We start from the raw sequence: 15358 nt of genomic DNA, 5'->3' as shown, positions 1-15358 counted from the left end.
GATATGAGTGCATTGACTCATCAGGGCAGTCAAGAAGAACTTATACTGCATTCTTCTTTAACCGACCCATGTTTAAACACTATGACTTTTCTTAATGATATTGCTAGTCAATATCCTGAAGCTATCTCATTCGCCCCTGGCCGTCCTATAGAAAAAGAACTTCAAACCGATGACATCAATTTTTACATAGACCTATACATCAATCATCTTTTACAGAACGAGCACCGCTCTAAGAAAGATATAATTACTCAACTGTATCAATATGGCCCATCGGAAGGTCATATACGTGCACTCATTACCGACATGCTGTATAAAACAGAGGGCTTTACTTGCTGTCCAGAAGATATTGTTGTTACTTCTGGCGCCCAAGAAGGAATGATACTATTATTACGTGCCCTTTTTTCAAACACCCTCGATGTTTTACTCGTTCCGCAGCCTGTTTATGTAGGCATTGTTGGCGCTGCAAGATTACTGGATATTCGTATTGAAACATTTGGTATTTATGAACATGGTGTTGAAATAAGCGAAATTAAGGAAAAAATTGAAGCCATAGAAGAAGAGGGAAAAAAAGTAAAAGCAATTTATATTAATGCTGACTTCTGCAATCCCACCAGCGTATCGCTACCACTGAATCAGCGCATTGAGCTGGTCAGCCTTTCTCGTACTTACAACGTAACCTTATTAGAAGATAACCCGTATGGAATTTTCGGATCAGAGAGCGCCCTCAATCCAACTTTAAAATCATTTGACACATATAACGATCACGTTGCGTACATAGGCTCATTTTCTAAAACACTATTTCCTGGAGTACGCGTAGGTTTCATTGTTTCTAAACGATTGGCTTTAGCATTAACTAAGATAAAAAGCATGTTGACACTTAACACCTCGCCAATCAGTCAAGCGATTGTAGGCGGGGTAATATTGGAGTGCCGAGGTGATCTTCGACATCACTGCAAAACACAAATAAATTTTTACCTTAACAACTTGAAGCATTTACTACACCAATTAGAAGTAAGTTTTCCTGAGGGCTCGTGCTTACGATCAAAAATATCATGGAATCAACCTTATGGTGGATTTTTTCTAGTACTGAAACTTCCGTTTATAGTTAATTTGGCGATGCTCAAAACCTCCGCTGAGGAGCATGGTGTTCTTTGGTCACCAATGGAAATATTTTACACACCACCTAAAGAATCCAATGAAATAAGGCTTTCCTTCAGTTATTTAACACCAGAGGAGCTCAGCGAAGGTGTTATTAGATTGAGCGGCTTTATAAAAGAATGCATAGCTACACACTCACTTAGTGATGCTTGCTTGCAGGGTAAAGGAGATAAGTACATATGACCATTTTTCTTTACTTTTCTTGCATTATGGTTTGGGGAACGTCATGGATTGCTATTCAAATGCAGTTGGGGGAAGTACAGATACTAATATCCATTTTATATCGTTTCATAATTTCAGCCCTTATAATTTTATCAAGCTTAATTTTTTTAAAAAAATTACAAAAAACCGAACCTATTGACCATTTTTGGTTTTTTGGACAGGGATTTTGTTTTTTTTCTTTAAACTTTCTATGCTTTTATCATGCCACACAATATATACCCAGCGGTATTGTTGCTATCATTTTTTCCACTGTTTTGCTTTTTAATAGTATCAATCGCTGGATTTTTTTAAGACAAAAAACTTTAAAAAATGAATTTTATGGAATGTTTTTTGGAGTGGCGGGCATTATTCTTTTATTCTCGCGTGAGATGGCTGAGCTAACCTTCGGTGAGGATTTTTTAACTGGCATGCTATTCGCTTTATTAGGCACAATGATTTTTTCATTTGGTAATATGATATCTATTCGAAACAGCGCTAGGGGAATTACTCCTCTAACCAGTAACGGCTACTCTATGGTATATGGGGCTCTGGTACTTTTGCTAGCTGTCTTCGCCATAGGCACGCCTTTTAACTTTAATTTTACTTATCAATATATTCTAAGTTTACTATACCTCTCGATTTTCGCATCCGTACTCGGGTTCACGATCTATTTGACATTGATAGATAAAATTGGCATCAATAATGCTGCGTATTGTATGGTGGCTTTCCCCGTCGTAGCGATGCTAATTTCCACAATATTTGAAGACTTTCACTGGGATGCAACTACTTTCTCTGGCGTTGGCGTTATCATCTTCGGAAATTTTTTGATGCTTTCCAAGTCAGGGTGGCGACCGTGGACACAACCAAAATAGAAAGTCTAACAACTTTTCCCTGTATCTAACATGAATTAAGGAGCAACTTATGCCCGTAGTTACTATCGCTCAATCTCCAGGCCGTACGTTGGAGCAAAAGCGTGAGCTCATCAAGAAGATTACTGAAGCATTTATCGAAAGCTATGGCGTCAAACCAGAATCTGTAACTATTTTTCTACAAGATTATGACGATCAAAGCTGGGGTAAAGCAGGTCTGCTAAACACAGATATAAAAAAAGTTAAAAGCAAACTCTAGGTTAATTAAGTGCTTATTCAAAATTAATCGCATGACAAACTCCGTAGCTGCTGAGTAGGCGATGGACCTCATTACAGAGGCGGTCAAACGAAAGATAGGCGCTTAACGGCAGCTATGCGTACCTCATCTGCTTCCACAAAACCTCAATTAGGTTCAGCTCCGACGAATAAGCTGATAGTTAGATCAGGTACACACGATGCGACATCTATTCCACTATTTTTCTTCTGAAGGCCATGGAGCGATGCATACTGGCATTGTCGAGCACCACAACGGCGAAGGTGTCGGGGGCTTTCTGAGCCACAAACTTGTCAAAGGCTTCGATGACGGTCTCGGCCGTCACCGATTTCTTGGTGCTAGGGTAAACAAGCTTTCCGGCTCGGCTGAGGAACCCTAATACGTTTAGTCTTCGGCCGACCTCACCCCGGTGTTTGTCAACGTAGTTGTCGCGTAGACCATTCATTTATGCCGCTTCCTTCTGCGCTACCTGAAGCCTTTCAGGGTTGAGTGTCACAGGCCCAACAGGCTGCCAGTTTCTCGTCTTTTTTGACCAACGTTCCGGCTGGGCGGCTCGGGCCTTCTGATACAAGGCATGACGTTTGGCCAAAATATCCTTATCAAGCCCTTGATGGCGTTCTGCTGGCGTGACGAAGCCTATCCGACTGTGCCGGTGCTCGGTGTTGTACCAACAGATGAAGTCTCTTACCCAGGCCCTCGCATCGTCCAGATTTGCAAAGCCGTTTGTCGGCCACTGTGGGCAGTATTTCAGCGTCTTGAACAATGCCTCTGAGAAGGCATTATCATTACTGACCCGCGGCCTTCCCCGTGAAGGCGTCACACCCAAGTCATGCATCTTGCTTAACAAGGTGACCGACTTCATAGGAGCACCATTATCAGAGTGCAGCACCAGCGGAGTGTGTAGGCATTTCTCGCCAAGAACACTGCGTTGTAGCAAGGTCGCTGCCTCGTCGCCAGACTCTGCCGTGTGTACTTCCCAACCAACGGCTTTGCGGCTGTAAATATCTTCGATCAGATACAGATAGTAATACTGACCTCGCACCGGCGAGGGTAAATACGTGAGGTGAGTAGACCAAGGGGATTTCACCCTCAGCCTCTCGCAGAACGGTGCGTGAACCTCTCAGCTCACACCGCTCCCATCAAGCAAACGCACCCGACATTCCTTGCGACCAGTGCGCGAACAGCTTCGGGCGCACTTTCACCAGCCGCTCAAGTGTGGCAATCGTTTTCTTCTTCCGTCCTCGAAGATGCTTGAACTTTCGCATAGCCCACCTGACCAGTCGTTGGTTTACGTAGCGCGCCACCCGATACATCAATGACCGATAGTAACGCCCATAGTAATTCCACCAACCGTGCAGGTAAGGGTTAATAAAGCCAGCGATATCTGTGATGGATAGGTCTGTTCGCTGCCCTATTCGCCATTTCCGTACTTTCTCAATGATTCCCTGGATGGAAGGCCGACTGATTCCCGGACAAAATCCCAGGAAGAGTTCTCCAGAACGACCCTTCACTACTCGTTTCTTGAACGTGTAGCCAAGGAAGTCAAAAGATGTGTGCGTATGGTTACTGGCTCTACGGTGGTCTTGGCAGTAAACAATCTTGGTTTTCTCTGTATGTAGCTCAAGCCCACACTCCCTGAACCGCTCATGCAGACTATGCAGCAGGAATCGAGCCTGCCTTTGAGTGCTACAGTGAAGCAGTCCATCGTCAGCATACCGACACCATTCAATGGCTGGAAAATGCTGACTGATCCACCGGTCAAAGGTGTAGTGCAAAAAGAGATTGGCCAATAAAGGGCTGATAACGCCACCCTGCGGCGTGCCCTTGTCACGCTCATCCGTTCGACCGTCCGCGTGTACCAATGGTGCTGTTAACCATCGTCGGATGTATAACTTCACCCAGGGATTCGCAGTGTGACGATCAATCGCCTTCAGCAGGAGTTCATGCGGAATGTTGTCAAATAGACCACGGATATCAAATTCCAGCACCCACGGATGACGCCAGCACCGTTTTCGAGTAACTCCAATCGCCTGTATCGCCGATTTTCCCGGCCGATACCCGTAAGAGTCCTCCAAAAAGTGTGGTTCTACCTCGGGTTCAAACTGAAGTTTGACGACCATCTGGGCGATTCTGTCCGTTACGGTCGGAATGCCCAGTATCCGCTCACCTCCTGATTTCTTTGGGATTGAGACGGCACGAACCGGGGGCGGCATATAGCTGCCCGAAGACATTCGGTTCCAGAGTTTATAGAGATTATTCCTGCGATCACGGTCAAAGTCTTCCAAGGACTGTCGATCTACACCGGCAGATCCCGCATTGGCTTTGACCCGATTGTAAGCTTCTACAACTAACCACTTATCAATGTCGTATGGTTTTGCCTGACACCGACCCTCCTCCTGCCTTTGCAGTTGAGACCGACGCTCAGGCGGCTTGACGCTGCCCCTTCGCTCCACCTCCATTACAGAAGCTTCGTCACTACTACGAGCAGCTCCGTCCCAGTATCGTGCCTCGGTACTCTCGGCCTTGTGGTGGTCGCCACTTGTACCTTCTCCCTTAAACATCACGATGACTGGTTCCCGCAGTTCCCAGCAAGAGCCTGATATTGAGTCGCGCCCACTTTATGCCGGACACCACTTGCGCAGCATTCGGAATACACCCGCAAGCTCATCCCGAGGATGGGACACGCCCCCGGTTTTGATGTCACGTATGGTTTTCGGCACGTCATCATGGGTTCGCTCTCGCTCGCCTCTCAATATCACACCTGACTGCATCACTGTGCAGCCTTTTGACCCAATGCTCACCACAAGCACTCTTAATGCCTGCAGCTTGGGCTGGTTTGGAGCCTGCTTCCGACAGCCGACTCCGGTGGGCCCTCCACCATCTCTTGCTGAGCTTATGGCTCAGTAAAACTCCCGCATCCTTGCGGTCATTCTCCGGTGCCTCTGCGGCACACTGTCCCATGACCACACTTGATTAGGATGGCTCGCTTTATGTGTTGTCGGCGCCGGGTGCCGATGAGGCGGCTGGCAACGACCCCGACGGTGCTGTTGATCAGCCGCACGCAGTACCCGATAGAAGCTGCTCTCGGATCCAATGTATCGGCCCTGATCCGCTAAACGAGGCACTATCTGACTCGGGGGCAAGTGGGCAAATTCCTGACTGTTACAGAGGGCTAAAATAGCCTGACGCTCTTCCTCAGACAGCGCATTCGCCGGTGCTGGGCGAAGTGCGGTTGTGCGTCCGTCGGGCCTTACCTCGCCCTCAGCCGTCCAGCGCTGGAACGTCCGCAAGCTAATACCCAGTTCGCTGCACGCAGGTTTCTTGCGAGCCCCATGAGTGATGGCTTCAGTGAGCCATTCGACATACATTTGCCGTTCTGGCAACGAAGTTAACTGTCCTCGCTGTCGTCGTCCCAGTAGGCATTGAGCTTTTTTCTCAGCACCAATAACGCAGCCGCTTCCGCTAACGCCTTCTCCTTACGATTAAGTTCACGCTCGAGTTGGCGAATGCGCTTCTTGTCAGCTTTGGCTTGGTCTCGCTCTGCCTGCTGTTGTACCTTGGTAGTTTGCTGGCCCGCCAAGCAGGCAGCCTTCCAGGCCTTAACCTGCTGAGGATAGAGGCCTTTGCGACGACAGTATTCACTCAGCTCTATCTCGGAAAAGGTGGCTGTTTCGATGACCACTGCTAGTTTAGCTTCAGCCGACCAGTTGTCGGTTAATGTTTGATCTCCGGGCACCGCAGCGCCTCCTGACTTAGCCTGTTTACGCCAAGCATACAGGGTGGCATCGGAAATACCTTCTTGCCGAGCTACTTCAGCAACAGATAAATTGTGTGGAGGTAACAGCTTCTTCAGCAGTGCCTCTTTGCGCTCTGGGGAATAACGTGGCATCACAGTACTCTAACCGCCCTCGGGACTTCGTTAGGGTAAAACCAATCAGGCGACAACTACCCTGACACCGGGGGACCCCCTGATTGAGTAGCGCTACACTTTAGAGTCCGGTCCTACGAAAGGAGATTGGACATGAAAAAGCGTTTCTGTGAAGAACAGATCATTGGGTTCCTAGGCGAAGCCGAAGCGGGGCTCCCCGTCAAGGTGCTATGCCGTCGGCACGGCTTCTCGGAAGCCAGCTATTACCTTTGGCGCAGCAAGTTTGGCGGCATAAGCGTGCCGGACGCCAAACGACTTAAAGAACTCGAAACTGAAAATACCCGATTAAAGAAGCTGCTCGCCGAGTCGCTACTGGAGATGGAAGTCACTCGCGAGGCGCTGAGAAAAAGTGGTGAGCGCCCTCCTCTCTGCTCGCCATTAGCCTTTGCGTTGAATTTGAAGATGGCGTCAACGATGTGGCGCTGGTTAACGCCTTGATGAAAGAACAACTGGTGATGCGCCCGTTGAGCATTGCCTGCACCCCCGACGACCAGCGTACCGGCCTGATCATGGGCGTTGGCATGCTCTCGGGGGAGACACTGCTGCACGAAGTCCGCCGCCTGCGCCTGGCGCTGAAAAAATGGCTGAACAGCGTGTGAAGGTGCTTTCAACGGTACAAGCGCTTAATATAAATTTACAAATAAAGGCATTACCAAGCATTTCGATACTATCACTCGTTATTTAGCAAGCTAGCTCTATTATTGTTGACATTAGTCTATTTTATAGAAATTTTTATGGAATGATGACTTTCTGTGTGATTAACTCAATAGGCAGCTTGATGATCGAGTGACTTGATCATCATTAAATCAACTATAACGTCCAACTGCGTGACAAGAGGTCATATGAAGCTCTCAACATTCGTTAAAAGTGCTCTGGCAACATCCGTGGCGGCATCTGTAATGGCGAGCCAGTTTGCCTACTCCGATACCGTGCGGTTGCGTATGCACACCTTCTATGGAACAGAAGTTGATCAAATGGCCGAAGACCTGCAGGAACGGGTTGAAGAGGCTAGCGACGGTTCTATCCGCATTCAGATGTTCCGCGGTGGTGAGCTGGTTGACAGCGATCAGTTCGTCGACTCTGTTGCCCGCGGTACGATTGATCTGGCACACGGTGTCGGCAGCTACTGGCCGGGCACCGTCGAGATCGGCACCATTGAAGGCGGCCTGCCGGGCGCTTGGGTCAATGTTGAAGAAGCTCGCGACATCTTCGCCAATCAGGGTCTCGAAGAGCTGGTTTCCGAGGCCTACGCTGAGCAAGGCGTTAAAGTCATTGGTCGCGGCTTCGGCAGCGATTACGGCTTGCTGACACGTGAGCCGGTTGAAACCCTGGAAGACGTACAGAACATGCGTATCCGCGCGACCAGCTCTATTGCTACCGTGCTGAGCAAGTTTGATATTCCTACCACCTTCCTGCCCGGTGAAGAACTTTATGTCGGCATTTCCACCGGCGTTATCGATGGTGCGGTCTATGGCGGCCCGGTTGAGTACGAACAGCTCAAGCTTCAGGAAGTCGCGGAATATTACACCGACCTCAACCTGCTGAACCCGGGCTGGACTGAAATTGCCTTTGTTAACCCGCGCACATGGGAAAGCATGACAGAAGAGCAGCAGCAGATTCTGACCGACGGCATTGATCAGTACCTGCTGGACGTTCACAACTGGTTGGAAGAAGGCAACCAGCGCATTATCGACGAAGGTGAGCTGTTCCAGTTCTCTACCCTCTCGGAAGAAGATTCCCGCCGCCTGGCAGAAGCCTCGCTACCGATCTGGGAAGAAGAAGCCGCCCGCTCTGAGCGTAACGCCAAAGCGATCGACATCCTGATCGAAAATGCCAAAGAGAAGGGACGCTTGAGTGAGTAAAATCACCCGCTATCTACGTTTTCAGGATGGCCTTTCCGACTGGGTCGGACGGGTCATCTCATGGCTGACGTTAGGTATCATCGGCGTTCTGCTGTATGAGGTCGCCGCCCGCTATATCTTTAATGCCCCCACGGTGTGGGGGTACGAGCTGGCCACCATGTTTTTTGGTGCGCTTAGCGTTCTGGCGGGAAGCTACACCCTGCGTCATCAAAGCCATGTCCGCAGCGACGTCATCTATCGCCTTTTGCCGAATCGCGGCCAGGCGTTGTGTGACGTCATCGTATTCGCGTTAGGGATTCTGGTGCTGGCTGTGGTGTTCGATATGGCCGTGGATTTTGCCTATCGCGCCTGGGAAATCGGCGAATATTCCAACCGCAGTAGCTGGCGTCCGCCTTTGTGGCCGATCAAAGCGACTATCCCGCTAGCCGTGGGTCTGTTGATTCTGCAGTGCGTGGCCGAATTTGTGCGTGCCGTGCTGAGGTTATTTAGCGTGCCTTTCGAGGATCCGCGTAAAGATCCTGAAGACGCTGCCTGACAACACACCACACTTTCACCCATTACATTCCGACATGCTGACGCAACGCATGTCGCGCAAAGGGTTTTCTTATGGCTAGCTTAGATCCCCTCGTAGTAACCGGCATCATGTTTTTCTCCATGATCGTGCTGATGGCCATGGGCGCACCGCTGGCGTGGGCCCTGATGATTTCAGGCATGAGCAGTGCCTATATGATGTTTGGCCCTGGCGGTCTGGATCTGCTGCTCTCCTCGGCTTACAGCGCCATGGATAACTTCCTGCTGGTGTCGTTACCGCTGTTTATCTTTATGGGGCTGGTGCTCGAACGCTCGGGCATCACGGATGATCTTTTCGAGATGATCCACCGGCTGATGGGTAACATACCCGGCGGGCTGGGTGTCGGCACCGTCCTGATTTGCGCGCTGATTGCCGCCATGGCCGGGGTTTCCGGTGCTGCCACCGTCAGCCTGGGCATTATCGCGCTACCGGCGATGCTCAAGCGTGGCTATCACAAACGGCTGGTTACCGGCACCATCATGGCCGGTGGTGCCCTGGGTTTTCTGATTCCCCCCAGCGTGCTGATGATCGTTTATGCGTTTCTGGCCCGTGAATCGGTCGGCAAACTGTTTGCCGCCGGGCTGATGCCAGGCTTGATGCTGGCAGGCATCTATATGATCTACATCCTGATTCGCTGCCGTATTAATCCGGCGCTTGGGCCAGCGGCACCTGATGACGAGCGTTTTACAACCCGCGAAAAGCTCGAATCCCTCAGACACATCATTGCACCCGGCATTCTCGTGGTCACCGTGCTTGGCTGTATCATCGGCGGGGTAACCTCACCGTCAGAGGCATCGGCCGTCGGTGCCGGTGGTGCCATGTTACTTGCGGCGCTGCGCGGTAAGCTCAACTGGAATCTATTGCGTTACGTGATGCTCAGCACCACCAAGATCACCGGCATGCTGCTGTGGATAGCCATTGCGGCAGTGTTCTTCAGCCGTATCTACATGGGGCTTGGTGCAGGCATGGTGATTGAAGATCTGATTCAGAGCTTCTCGTTATCGCCTTACGTGGTCATTATCTTCATGCTGGTCAGCTTCTTTGCCTTAGGCATGTTTCTGGATGACTTTGCGATTCTGTTTATCACCGTGCCGCTTTATGTACCGATCGTGCGTGAACTTGGTTTTGATACCACCTGGTTTGCCGTGCTGTTCATTATCAGCATGCAATCGGCGTACCTTACGCCACCCTTTGGTTACAACCTGTTCTACATGCGCTCGGTGGCTCCCGCATCGATCACGATTGTGGATATTTATCGATCGGCATTGCCTTATGTGGCGCTGCAGATTTTCGGGCTGGCATTAATTCTGGCCTTCCCGCAAATCGCCCTGTGGCTGCCTAATCTGCTGTTCTGAAGCCTATTGATAAATCCGCGTTAAAGCAGGCAGACGTGAAAAGCCCCTCATCCGTGAGGGGCTTTTTTCTACCTATTCAGTTTGTTCTTACCTATTCGGCCCGTTCTTACATATTAGGATAATTAGGCCCGCCGCCGCCTTCCGGTGCCACCCAGGTGATGTTCTGGGCCGGGTCCTTGATATCACAGGTCTTGCAGTGCACGCAGTTCTGGAAGTTGATCTGGAACCTGGGGTTGCCTGCGTCGTCTTCCACCACTTCATACACGCCTGCCGGGCAATAGCGCTGGGCGGGTTCGGCGTAGGCCGGCAGGTTATCGCGAATCGGCAGTTCCGGGTCACTTAACTGCAGGTGGCAGGGCTGGTTTTCTTCGTGATTGGTATTGGAGAGAAATACCGACGACGACTTATCAAAGGACAGTTTGCCGTCCGGCCTGGGGTAGTCGATCTTCTCGAACTCGGCAGCGGGTCTGAGCGCGCCGTGGTCGGTGGTGGTGTCGTGAAGGTTGGGCAGTTTATTGCCCAGCAGCTGGTTGGCGAAGTTATAGGCACCGCCGCCGATTGTGCCGTATTTGTGAATCGCCGGGCCAAAGCTGGCGCTGGCCTTGAGTTCTTCATAGGCCCAGCTGGCTTCCCATTTCCCGGTGAAAGACGTCAGCTCCTGGCCACCTTCGTCGCCGTTCTGGATGGCTTCAAACACGCTTTCCGCCGCCACCAGGCCGGATTTCATCGCCGTGTGCAGGCCCTTGATCTTGGAGAAGTTGAGCGTGCCCGCGTCACAGCCAATCAGCAGGCCACCGGCGAAGGTCATTTTCGGCAGGCAGTTCAGGCCGCCCTTGGTAATCGCCCGCGCGCCATAGGCCACCCGCTTGCCGCCTTGCAGATGCTGGCTGAGCACCGGGTGGTGCTTCATGCGCTGGAACTCGTCAAACGGCGATAGCCAGGGGTTCTGGTAGGCAAGATCCATGATCAGCCCGACCACCACCTGCTGGTTCTCTGCGTGATAAAGAAACCAGCCGCCGTGGGTTTTGCTGTCCAGCGGCCAGCCGGAACCGTGCAGTACCAGGCCGGGTTCGTGCTGCTCGGCGGGAACATCCCATAGCTCTTTCAGGCCGATGCCGTAATGCTGCGGGTCGCGGCCTGCGTCGAGGGAAAACTCGCTGATCAGGCGCTTACCCAGGTGGCCGCGGGCGCCTTCAGCAAACAGCGTATATTTGGCGCGCAGCTCCATGCCGGGCATATAGCCATCTTTGGGCTGGCCATCCGCGCCAACGCCCATATCGCCAATCAGAATGCCGCACACGCTGTCGTCTTCGATGATCACGTCCTGAGCGGCAAAGCCGGGGAAGATTTCCACGCCCAGTTCCTCAGCCTGCTCGCCCAGCCAGCGGGACAGGTTACCGGCGCTGATCACATAGTTAGGCAGGTCGCCACCGGTGTTGTGCATGCTTTTCGGCACCAGGGCATTGGGGATCTGCTGGCTTTTTTCGGCATCCTTGAGCAGATAGACCTCATCGCGGGTCGCCGGGGTGCTCAAGGGCGCGCCGCGCTCTTCCCAATCGGGGAACAGCTCAGCCAGCGCGCGGGGTTCGAACACGGCGCCAGAGAGGATGTGAGCGCCGACTTCGGAGCCTTTTTCGACCACACAGACCGTCAGTTCCTGCTCGGCCGCGTTGGCCTGCTGCATCAGGCGGCAAGCCGCCGAGAGTCCGGACGGCCCGGCCCCCACGATAACGACGTCAAATTCCATGACATCACGTTCGATCTCATCACTCTCTACGGCATTGTTATTCACAGTGTTTCTCCCACCCGTTTTGCTTGCTCGGCGTTACTTATCATCACAAAGATAAAATATATAAATTATTATAAAATGTCTATATTTAATCACTTATTCAGGCTTCCCAGCCCTTCTGTTCCCTGAATCATTCACGCGCACATCGGATCGGGCAACCTATCAGGTCAACTCTGAGCGAACCTGAAGCCTTGCCTCCAGGTACTCGCGGCTTTCTACCACGTCACGGCAATGCTGAGCGGCCAGCCAGACATCACATGGCTCAGATAAAGCGGTGCAAACCCAAAGCGCATTAACCGGGGTTCACGATAGTCGCCGATCACGCTACGGGGTCGTCACGATCCAGCTCGCTGACACTTTCGAGAATAAGGGGCATGGATATCTCCAGTTGACTACAACCTGAATCCGTGAAGCCGACGCAGACAGGGAAAGAGCTCCAGACCCCGGCTGCAACAGTGCCTGCCTTCAAGCCTGACAAGGAATTGAAAGAAGCTGTCAATTAAATATAATTATACTAATGTTTATTTTCATAATATAATGCAGAAATGAGCAATCATCCCTGAATGATTACTTAATCACTGGTTGCTTAAAAAAGGATTTTCTACTAGAAAGGACTAACATGAAAAAATATTTATTTTATCCGCTTTTCCTGATGTTGGCAGTGTTAACACTCACTGCTTGCGCAGATGAAAAACCAGAAGACACACTTGAAACATTCTTTAATGCTGTCGCTGAGGGTGATATTGACACAGCAATTGAACAAATATCGTTTGAAACCGTTAGTGTCAATGAAATGGCTCAAGCTAAGGGAAAAATTCAAATGATGGTAGGTCAGTTTAAAAACCATATAGATGCTAATGATGGCCTTGACTCTATAGAAACAATTAACACCGACATATCAGAAAAAAACGACGAAGTTAGAATTAAAAGTCAACTAAATTTTAGTAACGGTAAAACCTCGACTGAAAATACACGACTAAGAAAGTTTGATGGGGGTTGGAAAATAGTGCTGGAATGATGCTAAAGAACTCTTGGGTTAGTACGACTGTTGCCATTTTTTTGCTGTGCATTGATATTCCCCTTGCAGCAGCAAATTTACCCACAGATGCTCGCCCAGGAGATCTTATTTTTCGAGAAGGTACCGAGCTGGTCAGTAACGCAGTCTTAGCTCTGGACAATGGTACCTACAGCCATGTCGGGATACTGGATAAGCAAGATGACCAATGGGTTGTGATCCACTCAGCGCCTGCTGAAAACTCTGAACGAATAGATGGGGTTGTCGTTGATCCGCTGGATTTTTTTATTTCGCCTGAACGCTCTCAACGCTTTTCAGTTTATCAAGTTCTAGCTGAAGATAATCAGAGGCAACTCGCTGTTCAGTGGGCCATGGCACAAAAAGGCACACCGTTTAGGATCATCGGAAAAAATGCGATTTACTGTACTACGTTAGTTTGGAAAGCTTGGCAAACTGCTGGCGTAAATCTAGAGGTGAATTTTACAAAAATCTTCCTACCCTTCGCTACAGACGATTACCTTCTTCCAAGCGGTCTCTTATCCTCTCCTAGGCTTACACAACTAATGCATTAACCGTGCTCATACTCAATAGACGAGCACATAGTCCAGACTGCCCCCAGAAACCGCGCTAGGTTTGCCACTCTGGCGCCGTATGCTATCTTAATATCTATAAATGCAGTCGCCAAAGGAGTGGGTGGCACCGGGCATGCTATATCACGACAAAACAGATGACTAAAATGACGGCTGGCACGCCCAACGCTGTAAACAATCGAGTAGGAAGGGGAGTTGCCTCCCCTGTCCTCTCACACCACCGGGCATACGGTTCCGTACCACGGCGGTTCATGAAGAACGGTTAAGCCATCTTACTGTATCGAGTATCGAAATCAGGCCCTGATCGTAGAACCATTTCCTCGGCAGGGCCTGATTCATGTGCGAAGCACCGGCGTTCCACCAAGGGCCTCGCCCGTTGCCCGCCGATTTCCAAGCCCGGGACGCATCCAGTCCTAGTCCTCGGAGTTTCCGCCGTCGGGTCGCCGAGCGCTTCCATTGCCGCCAGATTAGGCCGCGTAAGCGGCGGCGTATCCATTGATCCAGCGCTTCCAATGGGCGTTTCACATCAACAAGGCTGAAGTAGTTGGCCCATCCTCGCAGGACTGGCCCCAACCCTTCGATTACCCGTTGGATGTTACGCCCCCTGCCACGCTTCAGGATCTCGCGGACACGCTGCATTAGGCGCTGCAAGCTGGCTTTGACCAGCGTCAGCTTCGGCCGCTTGTGCCGGGTCAGCGTGTAGCCCAGATAGCCACATTTCCATGGTCGATCCACCGTACTTTTCATGCGATTGACCGTCAGCCGAAGTGAGCTCTCGAGATACTCACTCAAGCTGTCCATGACACGCTCGCCTGCCCGCCGACTTTTGACGTACACCTGGACGTCATCGGCGTAGCGGCAGAAGCGATGGCCTCGGCGTTCCAGCTCCTTGTCCATGTCATCCAGCAGGATGTTCGCCATGAGTGGGCTAAGTGGCCCACCTTGGGGCGTCCCCAACCGTCGTGGCATGGGCAAGCCGTCCTGGAGCATGCCCGCTTCCAGATAGCGACGAATCAGGCGCAGCACGCGTTTGTCGTCAACGCGCCGCGCGACTCGTGCCATCAGCAGGTCGTGGTTGACTCGGTCGAAGAAGGCTTCCAGATCAAGGTCGACTACCCAGCGGTGGCCGGCGGTGACATGGGCCTTCATGGCTGAGACGGCCTGCTTGGCGCTGCGCTTGGGGCGGTAGCCGTAACTCGACGCTGAGAACGCTGGGTCGAAGATCGGCATGAGCACCTGGGACAGCGCTTGCTGGATTAGGCGGTCGGTCACCGTGGGAATACCGAGCTGCCGCGTCCCACCCTTGGGCTTGGGGATCGTGGCGGCTCGGACCGGGCTAGGGTGATACTCGTCAGCCAACAACCGCTCGCGCAGCGTTGGCCAGTACTGCTTTAGATGGCCCGCTAACTGATGCACCGTCATGCCATCGACACCCGGTGCGCCTTTGTTAGCCACCACCCGACGGTAAGCTCGTTGCATGTTGTCCGGGTCAACGACCCGTTCCATGAGCGAGGCTGACTCCGCTTTCGTCCACGATAGCGACGCCGGGTTCGTCTCGACGCTCACCGGCTGGGACTCGGGGTACTGCCCCTGCCCCTCTGGGTGAGTGACGGTATTAGCGTCGGTTTCTGTCTTCATGATCGATCCTCGAGACGTTATCGCCTACTCGCGGTTCTTCATGTTCGGCCCTTGGTGCCGCGGTGAACCGGCACTTACTATGGCCTCTGCTGACATCTAGTGGCCCAT

14 protein-coding genes and 4 pseudogenes are annotated in these 15358 nt (G+C 51.4%); 11 read left to right on the top strand and 7 right to left on the bottom strand.

Translation table 11 applies throughout. The features are described from left to right. Positions 1 to 3 precede the first annotated feature (3 nt). Genes ACU6TU_RS01715 through ACU6TU_RS01705 form a run of 3 tightly spaced genes read left to right on the top strand, consistent with a single transcriptional unit; the run spans position 4 to position 2487 of the window. Positions 4 to 1341: an aminotransferase-like domain-containing protein gene (locus ACU6TU_RS01715; RefSeq protein WP_447142875.1), complete on the top strand. Its 1338-nt coding sequence runs from the start codon at positions 4 to 6 to the stop codon at positions 1339 to 1341. Beyond that, complete coding sequence (locus ACU6TU_RS01710) at positions 1338 to 2231, top strand: DMT family transporter (protein ID WP_447142874.1); 894 nt, start codon at positions 1338 to 1340, stop codon at positions 2229 to 2231. The genes ACU6TU_RS01715 and ACU6TU_RS01710 overlap by 4 nt, the downstream gene beginning before the upstream one ends. 49 nt (positions 2232 to 2280) lie before the next feature. Beyond that, positions 2281 to 2487 carry a tautomerase family protein gene (locus ACU6TU_RS01705; protein WP_447142873.1) on the top strand — a complete coding sequence of 69 codons (207 nt, stop codon included), beginning with the start codon at positions 2281 to 2283 and terminating at the stop codon, positions 2485 to 2487. 13 nt (positions 2488 to 2500) lie between these two features. On the opposite strand, the pseudogene ACU6TU_RS01700 reads toward ACU6TU_RS01705, so the two are convergent. The 4 genes and pseudogenes from ACU6TU_RS01700 to ACU6TU_RS01685 form a co-directional block, all read right to left on the bottom strand. Then, positions 2501 to 2896, bottom strand: a pseudogene (locus ACU6TU_RS01700) (transposase); the annotation flags it as partial. A gap of 51 nt (positions 2897 to 2947) precedes the next feature. Further along, positions 2948 to 3577 (bottom strand): annotated as a pseudogene (locus ACU6TU_RS01695) (transposase); the annotation flags it as partial. 64 nt (positions 3578 to 3641) lie between these two features. Continuing rightward, positions 3642 to 5063: a group II intron reverse transcriptase/maturase gene (gene ltrA / locus ACU6TU_RS01690; RefSeq protein WP_447142872.1), complete on the bottom strand. Its 1422-nt coding sequence runs from the start codon at positions 5061 to 5063 to the stop codon at positions 3642 to 3644. Positions 5064 to 5456: 393 nt separating this feature from the next. Further along, positions 5457 to 6391 (bottom strand): annotated as a pseudogene (locus ACU6TU_RS01685) (transposase); the annotation flags it as partial. A 132-nt stretch (positions 6392 to 6523) separates the two neighbouring features. On the opposite strand from ACU6TU_RS01685, the pseudogene ACU6TU_RS01680 reads away from it, so the two are divergent. The 5 genes and pseudogenes from ACU6TU_RS01680 to ACU6TU_RS01660 form a co-directional block, all read left to right on the top strand. Next, positions 6524 to 6790: pseudogene (locus ACU6TU_RS01680) on the top strand (transposase); the annotation flags it as partial. Positions 6791 to 6846: 56 nt separating this feature from the next. Beyond that, complete coding sequence (locus tag ACU6TU_RS01675) at positions 6847 to 7029, top strand: hypothetical protein (RefSeq protein ID WP_447142871.1); 183 nt, start codon at positions 6847 to 6849, stop codon at positions 7027 to 7029. A 243-nt stretch (positions 7030 to 7272) separates the two neighbouring features. Further along, complete coding sequence (gene dctP, locus ACU6TU_RS01670; protein WP_447142870.1) at positions 7273 to 8292, top strand: TRAP transporter substrate-binding protein DctP; 1020 nt, start codon at positions 7273 to 7275, stop codon at positions 8290 to 8292. After that, a complete protein-coding gene (locus ACU6TU_RS01665) occupies positions 8285 to 8827 on the top strand; it encodes a TRAP transporter small permease subunit (protein WP_447142869.1) in 543 nt (180 codons plus the stop codon). The genes dctP and ACU6TU_RS01665 overlap by 8 nt, the downstream gene beginning before the upstream one ends. A gap of 71 nt (positions 8828 to 8898) precedes the next feature. Next, positions 8899 to 10218, top strand: a complete 1320-nt coding sequence (locus ACU6TU_RS01660) for a TRAP transporter large permease (protein ID WP_447142868.1) — start codon at positions 8899 to 8901, stop codon at positions 10216 to 10218. A gap of 106 nt (positions 10219 to 10324) precedes the next feature. Here the strand turns inward: ACU6TU_RS01660 and ACU6TU_RS01655 are convergent, their stop codons facing one another. Together ACU6TU_RS01655 and ACU6TU_RS01650 are read right to left on the bottom strand one after the other, a co-directional pair. Next, a complete protein-coding gene (locus ACU6TU_RS01655) occupies positions 10325 to 11965 on the bottom strand; it encodes an electron transfer flavoprotein-ubiquinone oxidoreductase (protein ID WP_447144160.1) in 1641 nt (546 codons plus the stop codon). 257 nt (positions 11966 to 12222) lie between these two features. After that, positions 12223 to 12330: a kynureninase/PvdN C-terminal domain-containing protein gene (locus tag ACU6TU_RS01650; RefSeq protein WP_447142867.1), complete on the bottom strand. Its 108-nt coding sequence runs from the start codon at positions 12328 to 12330 to the stop codon at positions 12223 to 12225. A gap of 84 nt (positions 12331 to 12414) precedes the next feature. Here ACU6TU_RS01650 and ACU6TU_RS01645 point away from each other — a divergent pair, with 84 nt between their 5' ends. The 3 genes from ACU6TU_RS01645 to ACU6TU_RS01635 all read left to right on the top strand — a co-directional run bounded on the left by ACU6TU_RS01645 (position 12415) and on the right by ACU6TU_RS01635 (position 13594). Beyond that, complete coding sequence (locus tag ACU6TU_RS01645; RefSeq protein ID WP_447142866.1) at positions 12415 to 12510, top strand: HU family DNA-binding protein; 96 nt, start codon at positions 12415 to 12417, stop codon at positions 12508 to 12510. Between the two features lie 116 nt (positions 12511 to 12626). Next, positions 12627 to 13025, top strand: a complete 399-nt coding sequence (locus ACU6TU_RS01640; protein ID WP_447142865.1) for a DUF4878 domain-containing protein — start codon at positions 12627 to 12629, stop codon at positions 13023 to 13025. Beyond that, complete coding sequence (locus tag ACU6TU_RS01635; RefSeq protein WP_447142864.1) at positions 13022 to 13594, top strand: YiiX/YebB-like N1pC/P60 family cysteine hydrolase; 573 nt, start codon at positions 13022 to 13024, stop codon at positions 13592 to 13594. Before ACU6TU_RS01640 ends, ACU6TU_RS01635 begins: the two co-directional genes overlap by 4 nt. Before the next feature lie 267 nt (positions 13595 to 13861). Here the strand turns inward: ACU6TU_RS01635 and ltrA (ACU6TU_RS01630) are convergent, their stop codons facing one another. After that, positions 13862 to 15250 carry a group II intron reverse transcriptase/maturase gene (ltrA, locus tag ACU6TU_RS01630; RefSeq protein ID WP_447141143.1) on the bottom strand — a complete coding sequence of 463 codons (1389 nt, stop codon included), beginning with the start codon at positions 15248 to 15250 and terminating at the stop codon, positions 13862 to 13864. Positions 15251 to 15358: the final 108 nt, after the last annotated feature.

Source organism: Halomonas sp. LS-001 (genome assembly GCF_052983955.1).
Note: the sequence above shows the minus strand (reverse complement) of the source record. Positions and strands in the feature narration are given on the sequence as shown.